This window comes from Bacillus sp. EB106-07-01-XG149 (assembly GCF_058791555.1).
The window spans coordinates 397212-422902 of record NZ_JBYTDP010000002.1 but is presented as its reverse complement, the minus strand read 5'-3'; the positions used below and the strand labels follow the sequence as shown (position 1 = coordinate 422902).

Genomic DNA, 25691 nt, shown 5'->3' with positions numbered 1-25691 from the left:
CCCCTTATAGAAATCCGTTTTCTTGTAAAAAGCTTTCGCTCATTGAACCTGTTCGTTTTACAGGTTTAGAAATAAAGCGTTCGATATATTTACCGATCATGTCACACTCAATGTTTACTATGTCACCGGCATTCTTTTCTCCGATAACAGATTCACTTACTGTGTGCGGGATGAGTGAGATTGTGATGGAAGATTCGTCTATATCAAATATCGTTAAACTCGTTCCATCAACAGCAACGGATCCTTTATGCAAACAATAGCGCAGCAATTCATCAGCAATAGCTATTTTGTAATAGACGGCATTATAGTGTTGTTTTTTGTTTAATATCGTTCCGATGCCATCAATATGTCCTGAAACGAAATGTCCACCGAATCGTCCGTTTGCAGCCATCGCCCGCTCTAAATTTACTTTAGAGCGTGGTTTAAGCATGCGAAGTGATGTTGATTGCATCGTTTCAGGCATTGCGTCCACTGTGAATGAAGTTGTTGTGAAACTCGTTACAGTTAAGCAAATACCGTTAACCGCGATACTATCACCTAAGTGAACATCTGATAAAATTTTATTCGCATGGATCGTTAACTTCATCGCTTCTCCGCTTTGTTGCATGTTTGCAATCGTTCCTAATTCTTCTATAATTCCTGTAAACATTCCGTCACCTCACTTCGGGCATTCGCAACAATTTTTATATCATCACCAACTTGTTTCATCTCTTGAATTTCCAAGGAAAGTGCATCTTGCAATGCTGCGAAACCATTTCCACCAAATAAAGTAGGGGCATCTTTCCCGCCAATTAATTTGGGGCTTATATAAGTTACAATTTCATTGAGATGCTTTGTTTGTAAGAAGCTTGCATGAACTGTTTGACCACCTTCAACGAATAGAGAAAGAATTTGCTTCTCTCCAAGAAAGAAAAGGAGGTCCTTGATTTCTATATGTTTTGTTTTCATTTGGAATATAGCTATATTTTCAGATTCATAAGAAGCTATTTTCTCTTTATTTACATCCTTACCGACAAAAATCCATGTCGGTGCTAAACCATCTGTTATGACATGAGAAGATGGTGGTGTTCGTAAATGGGTATCTAAAATGACGCGTATAGGATGTTTACCCCCGTTAGGAATTCTTGTCGTTAAATGCGGATTATCAGCTATAACTGTATTTACTCCAACGAGAATCGCATCATGTGTATGGCGATATTGGTGAACATCAGCTCGTGCTTCTTCACCTGTAATCCACTTACTTTCACCAGTGACAGTTGCTGTTTTTCCATCTAAGCTCATCGCTGTTTTTATTGTTACAAATGGACGTTTCGTTCTCATGTAGTGAAAAAAGAAACGATTTAATAAGGTGGCTTCTGTTTCAATAACACCGGTAGTTACTTCGATGCCAGCTTCTTCTAATCTCCTTTTTCCAGTACCAGAAACGAGAGGATTGCAATCAAGAGTAGCAATTACAACCCGTTTGACTCCTTTTTTGATGAGCAATTCACAACAAGGTGGTGTTTTTCCAAAATGGCTACACGGTTCAAGTGTTACATAAACGGTAGCTCCTTTTGCTTTTTCACCAGCCATATGAAGAGCGTGAACTTCTGCGTGTTCTTCACCTGCACGTAAATGAGCGCCAATACCGACGATGTTTCCATCTTTTACAACAACAGCACCAACCATAGGATTTGGACTTGTTTGTCCGGATGTTCCTTCTGCTAACTGCAGGGCAATCCTCATATATTCTTGATCTGTCATTTTCTTCACCTCTCCTGAAAAAATCAAAAAACCCCAAGGATTTTATATCCTTGGGGTTTGGGAGACGTGATTTCTAGAAATATAGTTCGAATACGAAAGTATAGGAAAGAAACCTAACGATGATTGATATTTTGGCATAAGGAAAAAAACTAGCAAAATATCAAATTTTTCAAACGCTAGTCGTATCTTTTTATTCCAGTATAGAAACATAAGTATACAAAATAAAACATATATAAAGATTCAAAATGAAACTTTAAAAATATGCATACTGAAATAAAAGTGTATTCGCTATATAAAATTACTAGAAAACATATCCTTCTCCCATCCAGACTATACTGTCGGCCCTAGAGTTTCACTAGATCCACCGTTTTCGTGTTGAAAACGGGTCACGGACTTAGAAGTTTGCACTTCATCACCGCCGGTTGGGAATTTCACCCGACCCCGAAGGATGTTGTTTGCTCAAATTATAGCACAAAAAAGACAAAAGGCTAGTAAAAAATATTCGAATGTGAAGAATTGTGTGAAAATATATGTAAGTTGGAATGAGGACAAAAGTATGAGGAATGTTGTAAGGAAAAGGGGGGACGAGAGTTAATGAAAAGAAAAAACATGCACAAAAAAATGTGCATGTCACATGTGAAATTATTCTGCCTCTGGTGCTCTAACAACAGACTCGAATTTCCCTTTATGCGAAGCATCGCAATAAGGCATATTTTTTGATAAACCACAACGGCATAAAGAAAATGCCGGTTTTGCTGGGAATACATTCCCTTGTGAATCGACTAATTCCACGTCCCCTGTAACACGAAAAGAGCCATTATCATTTACTTTAATTTGTACTTTCGCCAACGCTATCCCTCCTTCCCAAACGCTTAATTTCATCATATAATTAAGAGAAGTACTTGACAATATAAAGTGAAACTTTAATTAGTGGGGAGGTATCCCCCACTAATTATTAGTTGAACCAATCGGGCTTTTAGGGGCAGTTAATCTCCCACCTAACTTCTTTGTTTTAGCTGAGTTTTGAGGTGGGAGTTTTACTGCCCGTTAATGCGGGGTAAAAAGAGCACTTTGTTTGAGAAAGAAGAGAGTGTTATAATAGTTTTCATAACTGACTAGAGTAAGGTGACGAGAGATGGATAAACAATTACATACATTACGAAACATTGCAAATGAGCGCACGTGGGCATCATTTTTGAATGATAATCATCCATATAGTTTGTTACATTGGTCCATTGCAGGTGTAGGGCAAGAGGCAAAGGATGTTTGGTTACTTCAAGATGAAGTAACATTTCAAACGACAGAATTTCCAACGTTAGACGATGCAATGCAATGGATTTCTGAAAACATGGAACAAGTTACAGACGTTTTAGCGCAATAAAAAAACAGGCTTATGCAAGCCTGTTTTTTGTTTCTTTTACATATGAGTTTAAAAATTGATCAACGGCTGCTTCATACTCTTCTTTATTTTCGTTATAAGAGCAAGCGTGTGCACCGCGTTCTGCAATATAAAGTTGTTTATTGTTTCCTTTTGCTTCATATAGTGCTTTCGTCATATCAGCTAAAATATAATCATCATCTTTACTATGAATAAAGAGGACGGGATTGTTAATATTTTTTATACAATCGATTGGTGAAACTTCGCGAATCGTATAACCGTCACGCACTTTTAAAAAAGCATTTGCTAAAGGCAATAAGGGCCATTTAGGTAAATGGAATTCAACCTTTAAACGGTGTTGTAATTGTCCGTAGAAATCAGAAAAAGGACAATCTGCAATATAGAAATCAGCACCATCTTCTACAAGTCCTGCGTATTGAAGAAGTGTTGCAGCTCCCATAGATTCACCATGAATACCGAGTGTTATATTTGTTCCAAAGCGACTTTTTAGCCAGTCAACTACAGATTTTAAATCATGTTTTTCATAGTATCCATAGCTTGTTGTTTTTCCGCCAGTTTTACCATGACGACGATGATCATAAATAACGACATTATACCCTCTGTTTAAAAATAACCTTGCATATTTTACAGAGTTCATTTTATTTACAGTTACGCCGTGACAAAAGATCATAAACTTATTGGAATGACCAGCAGGAATGTAATAGCCGTGAAGATCATATCCGAATTGCGAAGGAATATGAATTTCTTCTTTATGAAGAGCATCAAAATCCTCTATACGAAAATGTTTTTTCGTTTCTCTTTCGAGTACTTCTTCCTCTGTTTTTTTCTTTAAGTACATCACTTTATTTGTAAAGAAAATCCCAAGGGCAGTTATCGCACCTAGTATAGTAAACAATGCTGCAAAAAAACGTTTCATACTTTACCTCATCCTCCAAATACCGTTACATGTGATACACTTACATTGTATCACAATGATAGAAAAGGGGAGAAATAGGAAATGGTGTATATACAAAAAATTACGCCAGCGATGAAAGAAACAATCCGAATGTTCATGTGTGAGAACTGGGGGAGTTCATTGATGGTTTCACGTGGTAAGGGGCATCAGTTAGAAGAGTTGCCAGGATTTGTTGCGCTCTCGGATGACAGAATAATCGGAATTATAACGTATGAAGTGACCGGAAATATGTGTGAAATTGTATCGTTAGATAGCTTTGAAGAAAGAAAAGGAATAGGGACGAAACTTGTAGATTGTGTATTACAAGTTGCAGAAGAAAAACGGTGTGGGCGGGTTTGGCTCATAACAACAAATGATAATATGAATGCGTTACGTTTTTACCAAAAACGTAATTTTGTGATGACTAATTTATATGTGAATGCAGTGGAAGAGGCACGAAAAATAAAGAAAGAAATTCCGCGTATCGGATATGATAATATCCAAATTTTACATGAAATACAGTTGGAGTATCGTTTAATAAATTGATGTAACAATTTTCAGAAATATAAGTTAGTAACCTTGACGAATATTGTAATTTAGGTTACCGTAAAATTGTAATCTATTACCATATTAAGGGGTGACGATGTGGCAACTATACGTGATGTTGCAAAATTGGCAGGTGTTTCAGTCGCAACCGTTTCACGAGTTATTAATGAAAAAGGATACGTTCATGAGGACACAGTAAAACAAGTAAAGGAAGCAATTGAGGAATTACGTTATAGGCCAAATAGTGCAGCAAAGCCATTATTTAAAGAGAATTCAACGATAATTGCATTACTTGTAGATAATCTATATGAACCATCAAACATCACTTTGCTACATTGTATTGAGGAAATAGCATATAAAGAAGGATATCAAATCATTGTTTGTAATATAGAGAATAAAGATAGATACATACATATGTTGAAGGGAAATAACGTTGCAGGTGTTATTTTAACAAGATCCGTTTTTAAAAGTATAGGAGAAATTCCACTTCCGTTTGTTGTGATTGATGAAAAAAAATCCCATGCAAATTATTATGAAAGTGGACAAAGAACGGTTTCTTTATTAAAAGAAAAAGGCTGTCAATTTCTTGCTTATTTCGATGAGGGAGAAGATAGTGAAGAAATGGAAGAGCACATATCAGGATTTTTAGACGCTGTTTGGGATGAAGGGATCTCTTATCGAGAAGTATGTGTACAAGGGTATACGAATAAACAGTTTATTACATTCTTGCAAACTTACCCGTATATAGATGGAATTGTAACTTCAAGTGAAAAGGTTACTTTTGAGTTAATTCAAGCAGCGAAAAATTTAAATATCCGTATACCGGATAAGTTGAAAATTATCGGACCGAACGGGAGCATAGACAGTGAATGGATAGGCCCGTCACTCATGAAAATTGAAAGTTGCACCGAAAAAAATGGGAAAATAGCTTTACAACAATTAAAAGAAAAAATAAAAAAGTAAAAGGTGCGTATAAAACGCACCTTTTATAATGTAATTGCGGCAATAAAGCCGAATATAAGTAACGGTATATTATAATGCAGAAAAGTTGGTACACATGTATCCCATATATGATGGTGTTGACCATCAGCATTTAAACCGGATGTTGGCCCAAGTGTACTATCTGATGCTGGAGATCCCGCATCGCCTAGCGCTCCAGCTGTACCGATAATTGCAATTGTGGCCATTGGACTAAATCCAAGCTGCATGCAAAGAGGCACAAAAATTGTTGTTAAAATAGGGATGGTTGAAAAGGATGAACCAATTCCCATCGTAACGAGAAGTCCAATCACAAGCATAAGAAATGCAGCGAGTGGTTTGTTATTTCCAATTATATGTGCACTCGTTTGCACAAGAGATTCAACATGTCCTGTTTTTCGAAGAACAGCGCCAAATCCAGCGGCAGCGATCATAACAAAACCGATAAAGGACATCATGCGCATTCCGCTTGTTAATATCGCATCTGCTTCTTTAAGAGGTAGACTACCACTTACTGATAAGACGATAATCCCCGCTAAAGCACCGAAAATCATTGATTCTGTTGCTAATTGAACAGTTAATGTGGCTATGATAGATAACAATCCGAAAGTAATGCTACGTTTTGTATAGGGAACGATTTCATTTGCGGTAGTATGAACTTGTTCTGTTTCATACGTACGAGGTTTCCGGTACGTAATGAATACCGCTACACATAATCCAATAATCATACCGATTGCTGGAATAGTCATTGCTTTTGGAATAAGTGCGACATCAAATGTAAGACCACTTTGCGCAGCATTTGTTTGCAATACGTCATGAAAAATTTTTCCGAACCCTGCTGGAATCCACATATAAGGAGTAATCAATCCGAATGTAATAATACATGTAACAAGTCTGCGATCCACTTTCAGCTCATTTAATACTTTTAAAAGTGCTGGAATTAGGATGGGGATGAAAGCGATATGAACAGGAATCACATTTTGTGAGAAACAAGCCATCGTTAAAATGATGAATAAAATAAGTATTTTAGAATAAACTTGTTTTTTCGTGTCTTGTTCATTGCCAATCCATTTTAGTGCAGTTTGAATCATGGCATCTGGAAGTCCTGTTTTGGAAAGGGAAATAGCGAAACCGCCAAGCATTGCATAACTTAAAGCGATTGGAGCACTGTTTCCAAGGCCAGTTGTAAAAGTGTTAATAGTTTCTGAAATACCGAGTCCACCGATAATTCCGCCTGTTAAAGCTCCAACAATGATGGCGACAATGACCTGGACACGTAACAAACTAAGCAATAGCATAACTGCTACTGCGACGAGTACAGCATTCATAATAAATGTAATCTCCCTAAAATTTTATTGTGCTAAGGCAAGTAAATATGAAGCACTTTGCTATATTTATACATAGTTGCGACATATTATTATAAATTGTTTTCTATGAAATGTAAAAGAGCCTTTTGTTACTAATGCTGAAAAGCTAGCTCTTGTTTAATTGATTGTAAAGAATTGGCGAATAATTCTGGTTCTTCTAAATCAGGAGAATGTGCTGAATTTGGGAACCAAATCATTTTTTTTATGGGGGCTTCTATCACATCACAATATTCCTGAACGAGAGCATAAGGAGTTTGATAATCATAGCGACCAGAACAAAAATAAATCGGAATAGATAAGCTTGAAATAGAAGAAAAGAAATCGATTGTCAACATTTCTTCCCATAAAACGCCAGATTTTAAATTTCCTGCGAGAAACTTGAACCAATCTAATAGCGTATATTCAGGGGAAAAGAAGCCTTTTCGTATGAAAGAAAAGGAAGATCCGTTTTGGATTGCTCCGCCGAATGTGCCAAGCCACTTTCTTTGAATAATAAGGCGTCTCGTATCTAAAAATGGTGGTTTGCCTAATTTTAAAAGGGACGCTAATGCTTTTTTATGATCATGTTTTTTTGCAGAACGAATTAAATGCTGATATAGCAATTCTTCGTTTTGTTTCATATGTACAATCTGCCCAATACCGATGTAAGCCTCGATATACTGTGGATATTGATGTGCTATGTTAAGCCCAATAATGCTTCCCCAAGAATGACCAGCGAGAAATAGTTTCTGTTTATTGAACTTTTTAAGTACATATTGAATCACTTCTTTTGCATCGGAAACGAATTGTTCGATTGTAAAATTTGCTCCGAAATCTTTCATTGAAAAGGATTTACCTGCCCCGCGCTGATCCCAATTAATAACGATGAATTGTTTCTCCAATTCTTTTTGAAAATGACGAATAAATCCAATTTGTGCCATGCCAGGTCCGCCATGACAGCATAATAAAATTGGCTGCTCTATGTTTTGCCCGCGCATAAGGAGAGTTTGTTTTCGATTATGAATCATAACGCCTTCCATCGTAGCAATACTATTAGGAATGAGTTGTTTATTTTCATTATAAAACTGTGGGGTATAGCTACGAAAAAGCATATGGAAAACCTCCTTTTCTGAAATCGTATGAATCGCACAGGCTATTCGTTTTGCATATACTGTTAGAAAATCATTGTAACATACCATACTAGTGTCATTTCAACACGGGAGGAGGGAAATTGTGACGATTGGAGAAATTATAGATTGCTTAAATAGACGTGAATCCATCGCTATTATAGCAAAACGTCTTGAAATAAGCCCATATACATTATCAAAGAAATTAAGATTGATTGGATATGAATATGATGGAGAACAGAAGAAACGTATTTTTGTAGGAGATGGAGAAGAACCGCGTCACTTACAACTCCAAGAAGCGACAGCCCTTCAATATGCGACAACGGATTATCAATTATTAATTTATGAGCAATTACAAAGTATTTATGAGTTATTAAGAAAGAGAGAAGAAGTAATTGTGCCCACTATGAGTATAAGTACAGAAAAAAAGAAACGTACCTTTTCTATTAATAAAGAAATATTAGCAAAACTAGACGTTATATCAGAAGCGAAAGGAATTCGAAAATCTAAACTTGTAGAAGAGGCGTTACAACAATTTTTACAACAATATGATGTTAACAAAACATCACATTTTGATAACTAAAGAAAAGGATACTATGTTCATTGTAAGAACGAGTATCCTTTTTAGGTTTTACTAATATTGTGGATTAAGTATAAGTGCGTATCCTTTACAATAAAAATCTGGATCGCATATTAGGGAAATACTTAATTTACCTTTTGAATTCTTCCATCAATAACTGGCTGAATTGGTTCTTTTAATTGTTTTACATAATTGACTAGCGCTTCAAAGTCGTTTGGACCAGTTTCTGAATTCTTTCCATTTTTAAATGATACGAATCCGTCACCGCCAGAAGCTAAGAAAGCATTCGCAACTACGCTATACGTTTTAGATGGAGATAACTCTTCGCCATTTGTTAAGCGTATATTCGTAACCTTTTCACCGCTTGGTTTATTTGCATCCCACGTATATTGAATACCTGAAATTTGAAGCATTCTCGTTGTTCCTTTTTGCCATTGTTGATTTAAAATGTCGCGAATATCTTGACCTGTTAAATCTACTTTAATCAATTGGTTTCCAAAAGGCTGAACGCCATATAATTCGCCCCAAGTAATATCGCCAGCATCTAAGTCATTACGAATGCCACCAGGATTCATAAGTGCGATTTGAGCTTGCATCGTTTGACGCTGTGCGTCGGCAATTACATTCCCAAGAGTAGATTCACCAGCATCATTTTGTTTACGGTCGATAGGTGCTGTAGATTTTCCTACAACTTCATTTACAAGTGGTGCGATTGTTTCTTTATATTGATCTATTTTTTGTTTTACTTGTTTATCAGGTTCCACACCTTCATGATATGTTGTAATCACTTCAGCTTTTTTCTTTACAATATCTTTTGTTTTACGATCAATTGTTACATCTACGTCTGAGAAAGCTGTTCCATAAGAGTTCGCTTGGACGATTAGTTTATTATTTACAGTACCATTTACATACGTGTGACTATGTCCACCGAAAATAACATCAACTTCCGAGTCTGTTTCATTTGCAATTCGAGTAAGGTCTCCATTTGTCACGCCAGACTCATCAGTTGTTCCGCCGACATGGGCAAGGACGACGATGGATTTAACACCGAGACGCTTTAATTGTTGCGCTGATTTATTAATTGCTTCTACTTCGTCAGTGATCTGTACATTTTTAAGCATAGTAGGCATCACGACATTTGGCGTATCAGTTGTAACAACGCCAATGAATCCTACAGGAACACCATCTACCATTTTTACAGTAAATGGTGGTAAAAATAAGCGACCAGTTGATTTGTTATAGAAGTTAGCAGCGACATAAGGGAAGTTAGCACCTTTGAAATTACCTGTTTTCTCGTGATATCCACCGTAAATGAGGCGTTTCATTTCATCGATACCTTCATCAAATTCATGGTTTCCAATTGTACCAACATCGAATTTTAAGTCATTTAAAAATTCAATCGTTGGTTCATCTTGTAACAACGCTGAAACTGGTGGACTAGCTCCGACAATATCGCCAGCATGTACGAGAAGTGTATTAGGGTTTTGCTTTTTACGTTCTTTTAAATAAGTAGCTAAGTAATCAGCGCCACCAGCTTCTTTGTTATTAATTTTTTTAACAGTATCTAGTTGTCCATGGAAATCATTAATACCAAGCATTTGTACGTCTACGTAGCGGTTTTGTTCAGCTGGAATCTGGGATGGGGGAGCGGCAAATACGCTTGAAAAAGTTATGGTGCTTAAAACGGCAACAGCAGGAATGATTTTTTTCCACATAATTCATTTCTCCTTTTTTTTATAATCTGACATCATACGACATAATTTTAATAGATTCATAGGATTATATCTATATAAAAATTTAGTTTTTTCGAAAAATTAACATATTTACAAAAGGTGAATAATAGAGTAAAGAACCTTTTTTATTGTCGACTTCATTGTGTATCTACTATAATGGAGAAAAAAGTAAAAGGTGAGTAGCATGAAGAAAAAGAAACAAAGACAAATGCAAAGACAATCGCAAGTGAATAGACCAGAGAAAGAGTCGCTTACATTAGGCGATCAATTAAATGATTCACTCATGCAGCAATTAAAGAATAAGAAGAAAGAATTGCAAGTGAGAGAAGAGAAAAAAGAGGCAGCTGAACTGGAAAGAAAGCGCCAAGAACAAAAAGAACGTGAAAAGAATAAATCATTTGAAGAACTGTTAAGTGAAAGTAGCCTTACTTGGAAAGACTTTAAATAATATAAAAAAATGATCAGTGCATACCGCTGATCATTTTTTTGACGAGCTTGTAAGAAAAGGGGAGTGTAAAATGAGAAAAATTGTAGTCGTTCCGCATGAAAATCATTGGAACGAAAAATTTCAAATAGAGGCTGAACGATTAAAATCGGCGATGCCAGAAATGGTGAAAGTCCATCATATTGGAAGTACATCAGTGCCAGGACTGGCAGCTAAACCAATTATAGATATGATTATGGAAGTAGAGAGTATCGACAGAGTAGATCATTGGAATGAACGTTTTGAAGAGCTTGGTTACATCGTAAAAGGGGAAAATGGTATTTCAAGACGTCGTTATTTTATTCATGGAACGGAGGAAAAACGCTCGTATCACTTACACGTTTTTGAAAAAGGAAATCCTGAGATAGTAAGGCATTTAGCGTTTCGTGATTATATGATGGCTCATTGTGAAGAAGCAGAGGCATATGCAACCTTAAAGAAAGAATTAGCCGAAAAATATACATATGATGGCACGTTATATACGGAAGGAAAAAATGAGTTTGTACGTAGTGTTGATGAAAAAGCGAAAGAATGGAGAGAAGGAAATATGAATAATTGAGTTTGCGTTTTAGTGTATAAAATTATTATGTAAACTGTACATATGTTTTGACTTTTTGGTTGAATCTTGTTGAAATAAAGTGGTGGCTTATAAAAAATGTAAGAATGAAAGGGAGACGACTGTGCACATTCCAACAACTACACTTCATAATGGCGTAAAAATGCCGATGATTGGTCTAGGCGTTTATAAAGCGAAAGAAGGCGACGAAGTAAAACAAGCAGTAAAAACAGCGTTAGAGGTTGGATACCGTTCGATTGATACAGCAACTGTATATGAAAATGAAAGCGGTGTCGGAGAAGCGGTTCGTGAATCAGGAATTCCAAGAGAAGACATATTTATTACAACAAAAGTTTGGAACGACGATCAAGGATACGAGGAAACACTTGAGGCGTTTGAAAAAAGCTTAAAGAAATTACAAATGGACTATGTAGATTTATATTTAATACATTGGCCAATTAGAGGGAAGTATGTCGATACGTACCGAGCGCTAGAAAAACTGTATGAAGAAGGTAAAGTGCGCTCGATTGGTGTTTCAAATTTTCATAAACATCATTTAGAACTGTTATTACCAAATTGTAAAGTGAAGCCGATGGTTAACCAAGTGGAACTTCATCCGATGTTAGCGCAATTTGAATTGCGTAATTTCTGTCAAGGTGAGCAAATTCAAATGGAAGCATGGAGCCCATTAATGAGAGGCGGGGAAGTATTCGAGAACCCGATTATTCAGGCCATTGCTACGAAATATGAAAAAACACCTGCGCAAGTTATATTAAGATGGGATATTCAGAGCGGGGTAGTGACGATTCCTAAATCTGTTACACCATCTCGCATTAAGGAGAATTTTTCTATCTTTGATTTTTCACTAACAGAAGAAGAGATGACTCAAATTAATACGTTAAATCGTAATTTACATGTAGGAACGAATCCGGATAAATATGATACGCTATAAAAAGACGCTACCAGTATGGTAGCGTCTTTTTAACGATGTAAAGCGTAAGTATCACATTTAGCAATTTGCTGAAGTTGTATATATTGAGCTGTTGTTAACTGTGTTTGTTTACTAGCCTGGGCATTTTCTTTCAATTGTTGGATAGAGCTTGCACCAGGTATAACAGCTGCAACAGTTTCGTTATGTAAGCAATATTGAATAGCTGTTCCTGTTAAAGAGCTTTCTCCGATTATTTCTTTTACATTCGCGAGTGTCGCATATAATTCATCGTAAGAATAAGAAAGGTAATTCTTTTCTTTTACTCTTTCTATCTTTCTTGCATTATTGTCAGTTAAAATTCCTTTTGCAAGTGGCCCACGAGCAATAATGCTAATTTGATGTTCACTTAGAAGTGGGAACCATTCTTCAGGGCGACGATTTAAAAGGCTATATTCCATTAGCACACTAACGATATTTGAACGTTTAGCATATTCACGGATAACGTTTGGACGTATAGAAGAAATACCGTAATGGCGAATAATACCTTCTTTTTTTAATTCTTCAAAGGCTTCAATTGTTTCATCTATTGGATCTTCAATCGTCCCGCCGTGAAGTTGATAAAGATCAATATAATCAGTTTGAAGTCTACGTAAACTTTCTTTCACTTCAGCCTTTATGTAATTTTTAGAAGGATCCCAAGACCACCCGTTTTTTTCTTCTGTCCATCGATTTCCAACTTTTGTTGTAAGAACAATTTGGTCTCGTTTCCCTTTTAAGGCTTTTCCAACAAATTCTTCGTTTAATCCATAATCATATAAATCCGCTGTATCAAAAAAATTGATTCCTAAATCGATTGCTTCATCGATAATACGCATAGCTTCTGTTTCAGATGTACCAAGAGACATGCAGCCAAGGCCCATTTCTGTAACAAACAAATCTGAGTTTCCTAATTGACGTTTTTTCATAGGTCAACCTCCTTACCTTTATTGTACGAAAGGAAAAAGAGGTTGACAAACGTTTACTTTTTATTTGCTGTAATCCACTCTTGTACAGTTGTATACTCTTTGCCATATTGTTTTAGTTTATGGCGGATTTGCCATGCTTTTCCGACTAAAGTGACGCGATTTGGTAAAATATAAACTTTCATTTCTATCACGCTCCTTTCAATGTGGTAAAATGTATGAGGAAAGAATAGGAAATAGAACAGGGAGATGAAGTAGTATGAGTAATCTTGCAGAGAGAACAGTAAAAACTGAGCCGATTTTTGATGGTAGAGTTATAAAAGTTCGTGTTGATGATGTAGTATTACCAAATGGAGCAATGAGTAAACGTGAAATTGTAAATCACCCTGGTGCAGTTGCTATTATTGCTATTACTGATGAGGGGAAAATTGTGCTTGTTGAGCAGTATCGTAAAGCGCTTGAAAAGGCGATTATAGAAATTCCGGCCGGCAAGTTAGAACCTGGTGAAAAACCTGAGGTGACAGCAGTTCGTGAATTAGAAGAGGAAACAGGATATGTATGTGAAAATATGGAGCTTATTACTTCTTTCTATACATCTCCAGGATTTGCAGATGAAATTTTATATGTATATAAAGCGACAGGTTTGACGAAAAAAGAAAATAAAGCCGAGTTAGATGAAGATGAATTCGTGGAATTGATGGAAGTATCGTTAGAAGAAGCGATTATTCTTATGAAAGATCTTCGTATTCATGATGCGAAGACGATGTTTGCAGTACAATACTTACAACTACAAAAATAAACACTCGCCAAAGGCGAGTGTTTTTTAATTGATTTTTGCGTATACGCGTGCATCACGTAAGCTACCATCTGGTGCTATGAAATCATTTTCCATTGTACCTTCTAGAATAAATTCTAAACGTTCTGCTAGGTTACATGCATTTGCATTTGTTGCATCAGTACGAATTTCAATTCTTCTAGCACTTAGCTTATCAAAGGCAAATTGAATGGCACCTTTAATGGCTTCAGTCATATAGCCTTGTTTTGTATAAGCGCTATGCAGCCAGAAGTGAAGTGAAAACTTTGGAATATCCCAGTTTTCAGGCTTGAGCGTTATAGCTCCGATGAATGTACCAGATACTTTATCGTATAAGTGAAAATCAAGTGTTTCACGAAGTAAAAACTGCCCGTGAGCGTTACGAACGATTTCTTCAGCACTTTCTTCTGTTTCAGCGTTAATTGGCATCCACGGTACTAAGTCTTCTAGAGAAGCTTGGATTGCTTCATACACTTCTGCACCATCACCTGGAAATGGCTTACGAACTTGTAAGCGTTCAGTTTGAAATAATGTTGGAAAATCTAATAATAATGGTTTCAAGAGAAATCCCTCCTATTCTCTACTTTTTAGTTTAGCAAAGTAGAGCGGAATTTCAATGTTAATTCGTCATACTTTTTTCTTTCTTTCATACATTTTTAGTAAGAGTGTGAACGGAGGGAAGAAAAATGTGGAGAAAAACTTGGCAAGACCGTGTAATGTCTCACATACAGGAAAACTCTTCATTATATATATTTAACGCTGTTTTATTATTGATGGGAGTAATATTTGGGGCCATTCTTGTAAATAGTTTACAATTAAATCAAAAACAAGATTTATCATTTTATTTACAACGTTTTTTTGGACAAGTTTCTAAAGGAGAATTTGCTATTGCGAGCGAAATGTTTCGAGAAAGTTACTTTTCGCAATTAAAATACATTGGATTTATTTGGATTTTGGGGATTTCAATTATTGGATTGCCACTTATTTTTATTTTATTATTTGTAAAAGGAGTAGTTGTCGGATTTACAGTAGGTTTTTTAGTCAGTCAGCATGGATGGAATGGATTATTATTATCATTCGTTTCTGTATTGCCACAAAACCTCATTATTATTCCAGTATTTCTCGTTATGACAACAATTGCCGCAAGCTTTTCCTTACGCATGATTAGGCATCAATTTATCAGGAAAATAACCGAGCCATTATTACCATTATTAATTCGTTATACATGCTTCTTTCTTGTAATTGGAGCGGTGTTAGCTCTTGCTTCTAGTGTAGAAGCTTATGCATCACCAGTTTTAATGAAAGAAGTCGTTGAGGCTATTAATAAACAATAAATACTTTTTGAGAATAATTATCAATTTGTTTTTATTGTTTTTCTTTTGACAGAAGCCCTTCTTCTGATATAATGGTGTAAGAGTGGCGAGGAGGGAGTAGTACCGAATGGAAGAAAGAATTGAACGAATTAAGAAGCAATTACATGCAGCGAGCTACAAATTAACACCGCAACGTGAAGCAACAGTTCGTGTGCTGCTAGAAAATGAAGAAGATCATTTAAGCGCAGAAGATGTTTACCTCCTTGTAAAAGAAAAGTCGCCAGAGATCGGATTAGCAACCGTCTATCGAACTTTAGAACTATTATCTGAGTTAAAAGTTGTCGATAAGATTAACTTCGGAGACGGTGTTTCACGCTATGACTTACGCCAAGAAGGTGCGCAGCGTTTTCACCATCATTTGATTTGTACACAATGTGGTGCTGTACAAGAAATACAAGAAGATTTACTTGGTGAAGTGGAAAGGAAAGTAGAACGTGACTGGAGCTTTAAGGTGAAAGATCATCGTTTAACATTCCATGGGATTTGTAAAAATTGTCAAGAAAATGAAACGGATGAAAAATAACCTTTTCCTATTTATCTAGGAAGAGGTTTTTTATTTGAATAAGGTATAAATTGGTGAAAGCTTGGCATATGTTGTAATAACTTATATTTTGGAGGAATTTACAATGCGCCGAGCTTTAAAATTAACTTTTGATGGGATAAAAGTATTTTTATTATTTACAAGTTGTACGATTTTGTTTTATTTCGCTATACTATGGATAAATGAAGAATATGAAAGTTATCATCGTTATGAAAAACCAAAAGAAGAGACTGTAGAAAAAGTATCAGGGAATGAAGAGCCGGCAAAGGATGCTTTCGTAAATAGAATGATGTTTTTCTATGAAAATGGGGAGTAGTGTAGATTGGAAGATCAATTAAAAGATTTTATTCATTATATGGTTGTCGAAAAAGGGCTAGCGAAAAATACAGTAGTATCTTATGAACGTGATTTAAAAAGTTATGTAAAGTATTTGCAAAATGTAGAACAGGCGAAAAGCTTTCATGAAGTGACACGCTTGCACATTGTTAATTTTCTGCAGCACTTAAAAGAAAACGGAAAATCTTCGAAAACATTAGCACGTCATATTGCATCGATTCGTTCGTTTCACCAATTCTTACTTCGTGAACGAGCGGTAGAGCACGACCCATCCGTACATATTGAAACGCCGCAAGGAGAACGGAAATTACCGAAAGTACTATCAATCGATGAAGTAGAGGCGTTACTTCAGACGCCAAAAATGACGAGTGCTTTTGGGGTTCGTGACAAAGCGATGCTAGAGTTACTTTATGCAACAGGACTTCGTGTTTCGGAATTAATTGCCTTAAATTTAGAAGATGTACATTTAACGATGGGATTTGTTCGTTGCATAGGGAAAGGGAATAAAGAAAGAATTATTCCACTAGGAAGTTTAGCGACGGAAGCGATTCAAAAGTATATTGAAAAGGGAAGAAGAGAATTGATGGGTAAAAAAGTAGTAGATGCACTCTTTTTAAACCATCATGGGAATCGATTATCAAGACAAGGATTTTGGAAAATTTTAAAACGATTGGCGAAAGAAGCAAATATTGAAAAAGAGCTTACACCGCATACGTTGCGCCATTCTTTTGCTACGCATTTATTAGAAAATGGAGCAGACTTGCGTGCTGTGCAAGAAATGCTAGGACATGCAGATATTTCAACGACGCAAATTTATACGCATGTTTCAAAAGCTAGATTAAAAGATGTATATAAACAGTTTCATCCGAGAGCATAGTTACTATGCTCTTTTTTCATAGATTCAAAAGGCTATAGTACTTCACAAAAACTTCACAAACATTTCGTACATTGTTTTCAGCAGAAGACTAGAATATTACAATGTATTTCCTCTATACTAAATAAGATATGAAGGAGGAAATGATGATGAAAAAACTTATTATGACTTTATTTATCGCGATGCTAGCATTGGCTGGCTGTAATACAAACAAAGAAGAACCGAAAAAAGAACAGAAACTAGAAGCTGTAAAAGTAGCAGTTCAAACAAATCCGAAAGAAATTAAACCTGGTGAAAAAACAGAAGTACAAGCACTTGTTACACAAGGAAAAGAAAAAGTAACAGATGCTGATGATGTAAAGTTTGAAATTTGGAAAGATGGCGACGAAAATCACGAGATGTTAGATGGGAAGCATAAAGGAAAAGGTGTTTATGCAGTAGAGAAAACGTTCGAGACGGATGGAGTATACCATATTATCGCTCACACAAATGCACGTGAAATGCATGTTATGCCAGAAGTAAAAGTGGCTGTAGGAAATGCGAAAGTAGAAGATGCGAAAAAAGAAAATAGTGATCACGGTGCAGGGCATGGCGATCATAAAAGCGATACAATGATCCATCTTATGGCTGGTGATATAAAAGCAAATGCTGAATCAACTATGAAAGTTCATTTAAAACAAAAAGAAGAAGCGTTAACTGGTGCTGAAGTACAACTTGAGATTTGGAAAGATGGTGTTGAAAAACACGAATTTATTCCAGCGAAAGAAGGAAATAAAGGAGAGTATGAAACGAAACATACTTTCAAAGAAAACGGTTCTTACAAAGTGAAAGTTCATGTTAAAAAAGGCGAACTACATGAACATAAAGAAGAAACAGTAGAAGTAAAATAAAAAGTAGCTCTTTAGAGCTGCTTTTTATTTTTATTCTGTAAACATCCAATTGATGAGGGCTAATAATCAGTGGAGAAGAACTAAACTCCTGCTAATCAAAGTTTCACTTTATATGAAGAAATAAATCATAAAATAATTAGCACTTATTTGCATAATGGATTACAATAGAAGTGTGAAGAAAATGAGAAATTCTACGAAAATGTATTAAAAAGAAAGCGTAAACATGTTATGATATCAGTATCAGATGTCTGACATCTGACTTAGAAAAAACTAGAAATGTTTTTGAGTCGTTTCAAAGTAAACGAAATAGGTTAGAGAATCAATTAAAGAAGTACTGTTTGACAATGAGAACGAAAGAGAATTCTTATGGAGAACAGTTTCACTTTATAGCGTTTTGAACATACTACAAGAAGTAGAACTGAACTTATAGGAGGTCGCAGTTATGAATAAATATAAACGTATATTCCTAGTCGTAATGGACTCTGTAGGAATCGGCGAAGCACCGGATGCTGAGCAATTTGGTGATTTAGGTTCTGACACAATTGGTCACATTGCTGAACATATGAATGGATTACAAATGCCAAATATGGTGAAGTTAGGTCTTGGTAACATTCGTGAAATGAAAGGTATCTCTAAAGTAGAAAAACCGCTTGGATATTATACAAAAATGCAAGAGAAATCTACTGGTAAAGATACAATGACAGGACACTGGGAAATCATGGGTCTTTACATTGATACACCATTCCAAGTGTTCCCTGAAGGATTCCCAAAAGAATTACTTGATGAATTAGAAGAAAAAACAGGTCGTAAAATTATCGGTAATAAACCAGCTTCTGGAACTGAGATTCTTGATGAACTTGGTCAAGAACAAATGGAAACAGGATCTTTAATCGTTTACACTTCTGCTGATAGCGTATTACAAATCGCAGCACACGAAGAAGTAGTGCCACTTGAAGAGTTATATAAAATTTGTAAAATTGCACGTGAATTAACGTTAGATGAGAAGTACATGGTAGGTCGTGTTATCGCTCGTCCATTCGTTGGAGAACTAGGGAAATTCACACGTACACCAAACCGTCATGATTATGCGTTAAAACCATTCGGCCGTACGGTAATGAATGAATTAAAAGATAGTGACTACGATGTTATTGCTATCGGTAAAATCTCTGACATATATGATGGTGAAGGTGTAACTGAATCACTTCGTACGAAGTCTAACATGGATGGAATGGATAAGCTTGTAGATACATTAAACATGGACTTTACAGGTCTTAGCTTCTTAAACTTAGTTGACTTTGATGCATTATTCGGTCACCGCCGTGATCCACAAGGATATGGAGAAGCACTGCAAGACTATGATGCACGTCTTCCAGAAGTATTCGAAAAACTAAAAGAAGATGATTTATTATTAATTACAGCAGACCACGGTAATGATCCAGTTCACCACGGTACTGATCATACACGTGAATATGTACCGTTATTAGCATATAGCCCAAGCATGAAAGATGGCGGACAAGAATTATCAATTCGTCAAACATTTGCTGATATTGGTGCAACGGTAGCAGAAAACTTCGGCGTGAAAATGCCAGAACACGGAACAAGCTTCTTAAACGAGCTAAAGAAATAGGGGGATAAACAAATGAATCGTGAACTTATTACAAAATCAGCTTCATACTTAAAAGAGAAATTTCAAGAAACGCCACAAGTAGGACTAATCCTTGGATCTGGACTAGGTGTATTAGCAGATGAAATCGAGAACGCAGTAACAGTACCTTACAGTGAAATCCCTGAATTCCCAGTATCAACTGTAGAAGGTCATGCAGGTCAACTAGTATTCGGTACACTTCAAGGTGTAACAGTAGTAGCAATGCAAGGACGTTTCCACTTCTATGAAGGATACGACATGCAAAAAGTAACATTCCCAGTTCGTGTTATGAAAGAACTAGGTGTAGAAACAGTTGTTGTAACAAATGCAGCTGGTGGTGTAAATACATCATTTGAGCCAGGCGATCTTATGTTAATTTCAGATCACATTAACTTCATGGGTACAAATCCATTAATCGGACCGAATGATTCTGAAATGGGTGTGCGTTTCCCTGATATGTCTACATCATATACACCAGAACTTCGTGAAATGGCGAAACAAGTTGCAGCGGACTTAAATATTAAAGTACAAGAAGGTGTATACGTTGGAATGACAGGTCCTGTATATGAAACACCTGCTGAAATTCGTATGCTTCGTACACTTGGCGGAGATGCAGTTGGTATGTCTACAGTACCAGAAGTAATTGTAGCGCGTCATGCTGGTATGAAAGTACTTGGTATTTCTTGTATTTCAAATATGGCAGCTGGTATTTTAGATCAGCCACTTCACCACGATGAAGTAATTGAAACGACAGAACGTGTTAAAGCTAACTTCTTAGCATTAGTAAAAGCAATCGTAAAACAAATGAAGGGGTGACCTCACAATGAGAATGGTGGACCTAATTGCAAAAAAACGTGACGGACATGCATTAACGACAGAAGAAATTAACTTTATTGTTGAAGGATATACGAATGGTGATATTCCTGATTATCAAGTAAGTTCACTTGCAATGGCAATTTTCTTCCAAGATATGAACGATCAAGAACGTGCTGATTTAACGATGGCAATGGTAAATAGCGGTGATACAATCGACTTATCAGCTATTGAAGGGGTAAAAGTAGATAAGCACTCAACAGGTGGTGTTGGTGATACAACAACACTTGTGTTAGGTCCATTAGTAGCCGCTTTAGGTGTACCGGTTGCAAAAATGTCTGGACGTGGGTTAGGACATACTGGTGGTACAATTGATAAATTAGAAGCAGTTCCAGGATTCCATGTTGAAATCGAAAATGATGAATTCATGCGACTTGTAAATGAAAACAAAATCGCAGTTATTGGTCAAAGTGGAAACTTAACACCTGCCGATAAAAAGTTATATGCACTTCGTGATGTAACGGCAACAGTAAACTCAATTCCGCTTATTGCAAGCTCGATTATGAGTAAAAAAATTGCTGCTGGTGCAGATGCAATTGTTCTTGATGTAAAAACTGGAGCAGGTGCATTTATGAAAACAGATGAAGATGCAAAACGTTTAGCAGAAGCAATGGTGCGCATTGGTAATAACGTTGGTCGTAATACGATGGCTGTTATTTCTGATATGAGTCAACCACTTGGTGAGGCGATTGGTAACGCACTTGAAGTACAAGAAGCAATTGATACATTACAAGGTAAGGGGCCGAAAGATTTAGAAGAGTTATGTTTAACACTTGGAAGTCAAATGGTATACCTTGCTGGACAAGCTTCATCTTTAGAAGATGCACGTGAGAAATTAATTGAAGTAATGAACAACGGTAAAGCGCTAGAATCATTTAAAACGTTCTTATCAGCGCAAGGCGGCGATGCTTCTGTTGTTGATGATCCTTCTAAATTACCACAAGCACAGTTTAAAATTGAAGTAGAAGCGAAGGAAGACGGTTATGTATCAGAAATCGTTGCAGATGAAATCGGAACAGCAGCAATGCTTTTAGGAGCAGGACGTGCGACGAAGGAATCTGAAATTGATTTAGCAGTTGGCTTAATGCTTCGCAAAAAAGTAGGGGACAGCGTGAAAAAAGGTGAATCCCTTGTTACAATTTACGCAAACCGTGAAAATGTGGAAGATGTAAAAGCAAAAATTTATGAGAACATGAAGATTGCTAACGAACATGTAGATGCACCAACATTAGTGCACGGCATCGTTACTGAATAATAAAAAAGGGCCAAGGAGTATTTCTCCTTGGCTTTTTTTGCTATTTTTTGTTTATAATAATAATGGGTGAAATTATGATTAGAATTTGTGCAATAACAAAAACAGATGAAGTATTATATGATGTTTCGCTAGAAGAAACAACGAAAGACCATATTGTATGGTATTGGCTAGATTTATATAAGCCAACGAAAGAAGAGTATACATACATTTTGCAAGATCATTTTAAGTTCCATCCCCTTGCAATTGAAGACTGTATAGAATATGTACAGAGGCCAAAAGTTGATTTTTATGATGGATATAACTTTTTAGTTCTTCATGCATTTGGTGAGGATGGATTAGAACCGCACGAGATCGATTTATTTATTAGTGATCGTTTTATTGTTTCTTTCCACTTTTCTCATAACAATGCAATCGAAAGAGTATGGAAAACACTTGGAGAAAAGAAGCGTATTAAAAATAGTCCTTTACACGTAGCTCATACAATTATCGACCAAATTGTAGATGACTATTTTGCGCCTGTATATTACATTGAGGATCATTTAAATGCAATTGATGATAATTTAACGGGTGAGACAGCAGGAAGTGTATTAGAAGAAGTATTTGATATACGTGCAGATTTATCGAAGCTAAGGCGCACAATCATTCCGATGCGTGATTTATTGTATCGTATTTTAAATTCGACTCGTTTTTACGGTATAAGTGATCATGAGATTTACTTTAAAGATATACATGACCATTTGCTTAAACTAACAGAAATGATTGAGGCAAGCCGCGAGTTAACGGCAGATATTCGGGATAGCTATTTTTCATTAAACTCACATCATATGAATAACATTATGAAAACATTAACTGTATTCTCGACTATTTTCATGCCATTAACATTTATTGCGGGAGTATACGGAATGAACTTTACGCATATGCCAGAGCTTGGTGGACAATATAGTTATTTTATTTGTCTACTTCTAATGGCGCTAATTGGCGGTGGGATGATGGCTTGGTTTTATAAAAAAGGGTGGTTTAAGTAAAAACACCGAGGAAAATTCCTCGGTGTTTTTACTTAACCAATAGCATGTAATACAAACATGGCTAAGAATAAGCATGTAACGATATACATAGACGGTGCGACTTCTTTACGCTTTCCAAGAGCAATTTTTAAGATAGGATAAGCAATAAATCCGAACGCAATGCCATCAGCGATACTATATGTGAGCGGGATCATGACGATAATTAAGAACGCTGGAAATCCTTCTGAAAAATCGTTCAGAGGAATTTGTTGAATGCTTGTAATCATCAGGCCGCCAATAATAATTAATATTGGTGCAATGGCACTATCAGGAATTAGTTTCACAAACGGAAGTACAAACAGTGATGCAAAGAATAACAACCCTGTAACGATAGACGTCAGACCTGTCTTTCCACCTGCAGTAATACCTGCGGCACTTTCTACTGTTGATACAGTAGGGCTTGTGCCAAATAGACCACATGTCATTGCTGAAATTGCATTGGCTTGGTAAGCACGTGGGAATTTACGGTCATCTTCTAATAAACCGTGCAGAAGTCCCATGTTCTCAAAAATAAGCACCATGCTTAAGGAGAATGTTGCAATCCAAAACGGTAAGGAAGAAAGTTTGCCAAATGACATAGCTCCAAACACATCGCCGTAATTAGCGAATGAGAATGAACTATTTCCGATTTGACTTGTATCAACAAGACCAAATAGCCATGCAATACCAGTTCCTATTGCAATCGTCCATAAAAAGTTTCCACGTACGTTACGAATAAATAGTACAAGTGCAACGATAAGAGTAAGTAGTGTCGCAAGAACGACAGGGTTACTTAATTTACCCATTGCAACAGCAGTATTTGGATTCGAAACGACTAAACCACCTTTTTGCAATCCGATAAATGCTAAAAATAATCCGATGCCGACAGTAATAGCTTCCTTTAATGACTTTGGAATCGATACTGAAAGCACGCGAGCGATTGGTGTAAACGCAGCAATTGCAAAAATAATACCAGAGATGAAGACAGCTGCTAATGCTTCCTGCCAAGCTAATCCGAGCGTATGCACAGCAGTGTACGTGAAGAATGCATTTACGCCCATACCAGGGACAAGAATAGCAGGTGCATTTGCCCAAAATGCCATGAGCAGACATCCGACAAATGAACTGAAAACAGTTGCTAAAATTCCAGCTTCAAGAGGAATGCCAGCATCCGATAAAATTGATGCATTTACAATCATAATATATACGATCGTGAAAAATGACGTAACTCCAGCTAAAACTTCTTGTTTTGGTGATGTTTCGTGTAAACCTAATTTAAATGTTCTTTCAAGTATTCCTTTCATGTTAAACCTTCTTTTTCATATCCCTCTCCCACCCGTGATATCTCTTTCGTAAGAGCTCACCGTCCTTTATTATATCAGAACATCATGTTTTTACAACAAGGAAAATGATAACGTTTACTTATAAAAGAAATTATTTATAAATACGTAAAAATCGCTCGTATTGTTGAAATGATTTCTAATTCTCCTGATTGAATGGGCGGAGCTGCTTGCGCATGTAAAGTAGCATAGGACGTCACTTCCCGTGGTAATTGGGCAGATTCTTCAACGAATGAGAGTGGAACAGGATTAATGTTTAAATTGTATGTACTCGCAATAGCACGAGCTTTTTCTACCGCTTGTTGCAGAGCTTGAATGAGAGCTTGCTCATAATATTTATTTGGATGAGATATTCGAAAACGTAACCCTTTTGCTAAGTTTGCTCCATTTGAAACGGCTATATCATATACTTCCCCTGCTTTTTGTACATTTAAAACGGTAATTTCATACAAATGTTCCACACGATATCCTTGTAATAATGCTTTATCATTTACATATTCGTACTGGGGCGTAATTGTATATGAAATGGTTTCTATATTTTTGTCGGCAATACCTAGTTGTTTTAGTGCATCCAATAATTGTTTTGATTGCACTGCATTCTCTTCTTGTGCCTGTTTTACATTTTTATGATCTGTACGAATACCAATCGTTAATATAACAACATTGGGTTTTGCTTTGACAACACCTTCACCTTGTACAGTAATAGTCGCTTCTTTACCAGTATTAGCTGTGCGTACGTTGTGTAAATAAGGATTCATTCCACCTTGCATCTTCCATCACCATCCTTATTTATATGTATATGTGTGAACAAAAAAGAAATTTATATGAAAAAAGTTACATAAATGAGAATGTTGAGGGAAGAAAGCATATACAACATAGGTATTTATAGATTATAATATGTGTAAATATGATAAAAAAGGGACGAGGCTAGTGAACGAAAAAAGAGAAACACTGATTTTAGAGTTATCCGGATCATTCCGAAAGATGATACGTTTATTACAAAATGATATTAATACACGTTTTGCAGAACATATGCCATACAATGAATTTTCTGTATTACGCGCGTTATTTTTAAACAGTCCACAGATGGCTTCGCAAATTGCGAGTGAAGTAAACGTAACCTCCAGTCATATTACAGCTGTTACTGATCGTCTCGTACGAAAAGGGTTTGTAGAAAGAAAGCGTTCAAATTCAGACCGTCGTATCGTGTACCTAGAAATTACAGAACACGGAAGAGAAGTAACTGAAAAACTTGAAGCTGTGCGTAAAGAATATTATAAAGAGAGATTTAAAGGTTGGAGCGACCAAGAAATCGAAATGGTTTTAGATTTATTTGGCCGCGTATTATAATAAATGAGGATAGGAAGCGAAAGCTTTCCTATCCTTTT

The 25691-nt window shown here is 36.2% G+C and carries 30 protein-coding genes and 1 riboswitch; of the genes, 18 read left to right on the top strand and 12 right to left on the bottom strand.

Features of this window, described 5'->3' with window-relative positions:
• Window positions 1-4: 4 nt before the first annotated feature.
• From ribE to AC3WTA_RS08195, 3 genes are all read right to left on the bottom strand, one after another.
• A complete protein-coding gene (ribE, locus tag AC3WTA_RS08205) occupies window positions 5-649 on the bottom strand; it encodes a riboflavin synthase subunit alpha (protein ID WP_000493850.1) in 645 nt (214 codons plus the stop codon).
• Complete coding sequence (gene ribD / locus AC3WTA_RS08200; RefSeq protein WP_000131967.1) at window positions 631-1743, bottom strand: bifunctional diaminohydroxyphosphoribosylaminopyrimidine deaminase/5-amino-6-(5-phosphoribosylamino)uracil reductase RibD; 1113 nt, start codon at window positions 1741-1743, stop codon at window positions 631-633. Before ribD ends, ribE begins: the two co-directional genes overlap by 19 nt.
• Before the next feature lie 309 nt (window positions 1744-2052).
• Window positions 2053-2196, bottom strand: a riboswitch (FMN riboswitch).
• A gap of 189 nt (window positions 2197-2385) precedes the next feature.
• Window positions 2386-2592 (bottom strand): CDGSH iron-sulfur domain-containing protein, encoded by a 207-nt coding sequence (locus AC3WTA_RS08195; protein ID WP_001151582.1) that lies wholly within the window; start codon window positions 2590-2592, stop codon window positions 2386-2388.
• A gap of 286 nt (window positions 2593-2878) precedes the next feature.
• Here AC3WTA_RS08195 and AC3WTA_RS08190 point away from each other — a divergent pair, with 286 nt between their 5' ends.
• Window positions 2879-3124 carry a DUF2552 family protein gene (locus AC3WTA_RS08190; RefSeq protein WP_000360793.1) on the top strand — a complete coding sequence of 82 codons (246 nt, stop codon included), beginning with the start codon at window positions 2879-2881 and terminating at the stop codon, window positions 3122-3124.
• 10 nt (window positions 3125-3134) lie between these two features.
• Here AC3WTA_RS08190 and AC3WTA_RS08185 read toward each other — a convergent pair whose 3' ends face one another.
• Entirely contained in the window at window positions 3135-4058 is a 924-nt protein-coding gene (locus AC3WTA_RS08185; RefSeq protein WP_000819227.1) for an alpha/beta hydrolase, read from the bottom strand.
• 81 nt (window positions 4059-4139) lie between these two features.
• On the opposite strand from AC3WTA_RS08185, the gene AC3WTA_RS08180 reads away from it, so the two are divergent.
• On the top strand, window positions 4140-4622 hold the full coding sequence (locus tag AC3WTA_RS08180; RefSeq protein ID WP_000262552.1) for a GNAT family N-acetyltransferase: 483 nt from the start codon (window positions 4140-4142) through the stop codon (window positions 4620-4622).
• A 99-nt stretch (window positions 4623-4721) separates the two neighbouring features.
• Window positions 4722-5585, top strand: a complete 864-nt coding sequence (locus AC3WTA_RS08175; protein ID WP_000201359.1) for a LacI family DNA-binding transcriptional regulator — start codon at window positions 4722-4724, stop codon at window positions 5583-5585.
• A gap of 23 nt (window positions 5586-5608) precedes the next feature.
• Here the strand turns inward: AC3WTA_RS08175 and AC3WTA_RS08170 are convergent, their stop codons facing one another.
• Both AC3WTA_RS08170 and AC3WTA_RS08165 read right to left on the bottom strand, forming a co-directional pair.
• Complete coding sequence (locus AC3WTA_RS08170; protein WP_000994824.1) at window positions 5609-6928, bottom strand: Na+/H+ antiporter family protein; 1320 nt, start codon at window positions 6926-6928, stop codon at window positions 5609-5611.
• A 131-nt stretch (window positions 6929-7059) separates the two neighbouring features.
• The gene (locus AC3WTA_RS08165) at window positions 7060-8058 is read right to left on the bottom strand and encodes an alpha/beta fold hydrolase (protein ID WP_000898977.1); all 999 of its coding nucleotides are present in this window, start codon (window positions 8056-8058) and stop codon (window positions 7060-7062) included.
• A 121-nt stretch (window positions 8059-8179) separates the two neighbouring features.
• Between AC3WTA_RS08165 and AC3WTA_RS08160 the strand changes: the two genes are divergently transcribed.
• Window positions 8180-8656 (top strand): ribbon-helix-helix domain-containing protein, encoded by a 477-nt coding sequence (locus AC3WTA_RS08160; RefSeq protein WP_000151919.1) that lies wholly within the window; start codon window positions 8180-8182, stop codon window positions 8654-8656.
• A 122-nt stretch (window positions 8657-8778) separates the two neighbouring features.
• Here the strand turns inward: AC3WTA_RS08160 and AC3WTA_RS08155 are convergent, their stop codons facing one another.
• Entirely contained in the window at window positions 8779-10368 is a 1590-nt protein-coding gene (locus tag AC3WTA_RS08155; RefSeq protein WP_000265544.1) for a bifunctional metallophosphatase/5'-nucleotidase, read from the bottom strand.
• A 202-nt stretch (window positions 10369-10570) separates the two neighbouring features.
• Between AC3WTA_RS08155 and AC3WTA_RS08150 the strand changes: the two genes are divergently transcribed.
• The 3 genes from AC3WTA_RS08150 (at window position 10571) to AC3WTA_RS08140 (ending at window position 12378) form a co-directional block, all read left to right on the top strand.
• The gene (locus AC3WTA_RS08150; protein WP_000727565.1) at window positions 10571-10834 is read left to right on the top strand and encodes a YqkE family protein; all 264 of its coding nucleotides are present in this window, start codon (window positions 10571-10573) and stop codon (window positions 10832-10834) included.
• Between the two features lie 70 nt (window positions 10835-10904).
• Window positions 10905-11429, top strand: coding sequence for a GrpB family protein (locus tag AC3WTA_RS08145; RefSeq protein WP_001227181.1), 525 nt, complete (start codon window positions 10905-10907; stop codon window positions 11427-11429).
• Between the two features lie 121 nt (window positions 11430-11550).
• Window positions 11551-12378, top strand: coding sequence for an aldo/keto reductase (locus AC3WTA_RS08140; protein WP_000548002.1), 828 nt, complete (start codon window positions 11551-11553; stop codon window positions 12376-12378).
• Between the two features lie 29 nt (window positions 12379-12407).
• On the opposite strand, the gene lolS is transcribed toward AC3WTA_RS08140, so the two are convergent.
• Complete coding sequence (gene lolS / locus AC3WTA_RS08135) at window positions 12408-13322, bottom strand: aldo/keto reductase (RefSeq protein WP_000747222.1); 915 nt, start codon at window positions 13320-13322, stop codon at window positions 12408-12410.
• A gap of 53 nt (window positions 13323-13375) precedes the next feature.
• Window positions 13376-13504 (bottom strand): Z-ring formation inhibitor MciZ, encoded by a 129-nt coding sequence (mciZ, locus tag AC3WTA_RS08130; protein ID WP_000870295.1) that lies wholly within the window; start codon window positions 13502-13504, stop codon window positions 13376-13378.
• A 74-nt stretch (window positions 13505-13578) separates the two neighbouring features.
• On the opposite strand from mciZ, the gene AC3WTA_RS08125 reads away from it, so the two are divergent.
• Complete coding sequence (locus AC3WTA_RS08125) at window positions 13579-14118, top strand: NUDIX domain-containing protein (RefSeq protein WP_000067040.1); 540 nt, start codon at window positions 13579-13581, stop codon at window positions 14116-14118.
• Between the two features lie 24 nt (window positions 14119-14142).
• Here AC3WTA_RS08125 and AC3WTA_RS08120 read toward each other — a convergent pair whose 3' ends face one another.
• Complete coding sequence (locus tag AC3WTA_RS08120) at window positions 14143-14694, bottom strand: GNAT family N-acetyltransferase (RefSeq protein WP_000803489.1); 552 nt, start codon at window positions 14692-14694, stop codon at window positions 14143-14145.
• Between the two features lie 155 nt (window positions 14695-14849).
• On the opposite strand from AC3WTA_RS08120, the gene spoIIM reads away from it, so the two are divergent.
• From spoIIM to corA, 9 genes are all read left to right on the top strand, one after another.
• Window positions 14850-15467 (top strand): stage II sporulation protein M, encoded by a 618-nt coding sequence (gene spoIIM, locus AC3WTA_RS08115; RefSeq protein WP_240515220.1) that lies wholly within the window; start codon window positions 14850-14852, stop codon window positions 15465-15467.
• 106 nt (window positions 15468-15573) lie between these two features.
• On the top strand, window positions 15574-16029 hold the full coding sequence (fur, locus tag AC3WTA_RS08110) for a ferric iron uptake transcriptional regulator (RefSeq protein ID WP_000392657.1): 456 nt from the start codon (window positions 15574-15576) through the stop codon (window positions 16027-16029).
• Window positions 16030-16132: 103 nt separating this feature from the next.
• Window positions 16133-16363 (top strand): YqzK family protein, encoded by a 231-nt coding sequence (locus AC3WTA_RS08105; protein WP_001250432.1) that lies wholly within the window; start codon window positions 16133-16135, stop codon window positions 16361-16363.
• A 6-nt stretch (window positions 16364-16369) separates the two neighbouring features.
• Complete coding sequence (xerD, locus tag AC3WTA_RS08100) at window positions 16370-17260, top strand: site-specific tyrosine recombinase XerD (RefSeq protein WP_000390083.1); 891 nt, start codon at window positions 16370-16372, stop codon at window positions 17258-17260.
• Window positions 17261-17406: 146 nt separating this feature from the next.
• Window positions 17407-18147, top strand: coding sequence for a FixH family protein (locus AC3WTA_RS08095; protein ID WP_000733672.1), 741 nt, complete (start codon window positions 17407-17409; stop codon window positions 18145-18147).
• 442 nt (window positions 18148-18589) lie between these two features.
• Window positions 18590-19774 carry a phosphopentomutase gene (deoB, locus tag AC3WTA_RS08090; protein WP_492332860.1) on the top strand — a complete coding sequence of 395 codons (1185 nt, stop codon included), beginning with the start codon at window positions 18590-18592 and terminating at the stop codon, window positions 19772-19774.
• Between the two features lie 12 nt (window positions 19775-19786).
• Window positions 19787-20608, top strand: coding sequence for a purine-nucleoside phosphorylase (locus AC3WTA_RS08085; RefSeq protein ID WP_001078443.1), 822 nt, complete (start codon window positions 19787-19789; stop codon window positions 20606-20608).
• A 7-nt stretch (window positions 20609-20615) separates the two neighbouring features.
• The gene (locus AC3WTA_RS08080; protein WP_001243077.1) at window positions 20616-21920 is read left to right on the top strand and encodes a pyrimidine-nucleoside phosphorylase; all 1305 of its coding nucleotides are present in this window, start codon (window positions 20616-20618) and stop codon (window positions 21918-21920) included.
• Between the two features lie 62 nt (window positions 21921-21982).
• A complete protein-coding gene (gene corA / locus AC3WTA_RS08075) occupies window positions 21983-22945 on the top strand; it encodes a magnesium/cobalt transporter CorA (RefSeq protein WP_002008459.1) in 963 nt (320 codons plus the stop codon).
• A 32-nt stretch (window positions 22946-22977) separates the two neighbouring features.
• Here corA and AC3WTA_RS08070 read toward each other — a convergent pair whose 3' ends face one another.
• Together AC3WTA_RS08070 and AC3WTA_RS08065 are read right to left on the bottom strand one after the other, a co-directional pair.
• Window positions 22978-24267: an NCS2 family permease gene (locus AC3WTA_RS08070; RefSeq protein WP_000676235.1), complete on the bottom strand. Its 1290-nt coding sequence runs from the start codon at window positions 24265-24267 to the stop codon at window positions 22978-22980.
• Between the two features lie 134 nt (window positions 24268-24401).
• Window positions 24402-25073, bottom strand: coding sequence for an SIMPL domain-containing protein (locus AC3WTA_RS08065; RefSeq protein ID WP_001161444.1), 672 nt, complete (start codon window positions 25071-25073; stop codon window positions 24402-24404).
• Between the two features lie 160 nt (window positions 25074-25233).
• Between AC3WTA_RS08065 and AC3WTA_RS08060 the strand changes: the two genes are divergently transcribed.
• The gene (locus AC3WTA_RS08060; RefSeq protein ID WP_001003312.1) at window positions 25234-25653 is read left to right on the top strand and encodes a MarR family winged helix-turn-helix transcriptional regulator; all 420 of its coding nucleotides are present in this window, start codon (window positions 25234-25236) and stop codon (window positions 25651-25653) included.
• Window positions 25654-25691 lie beyond the last annotated feature (38 nt).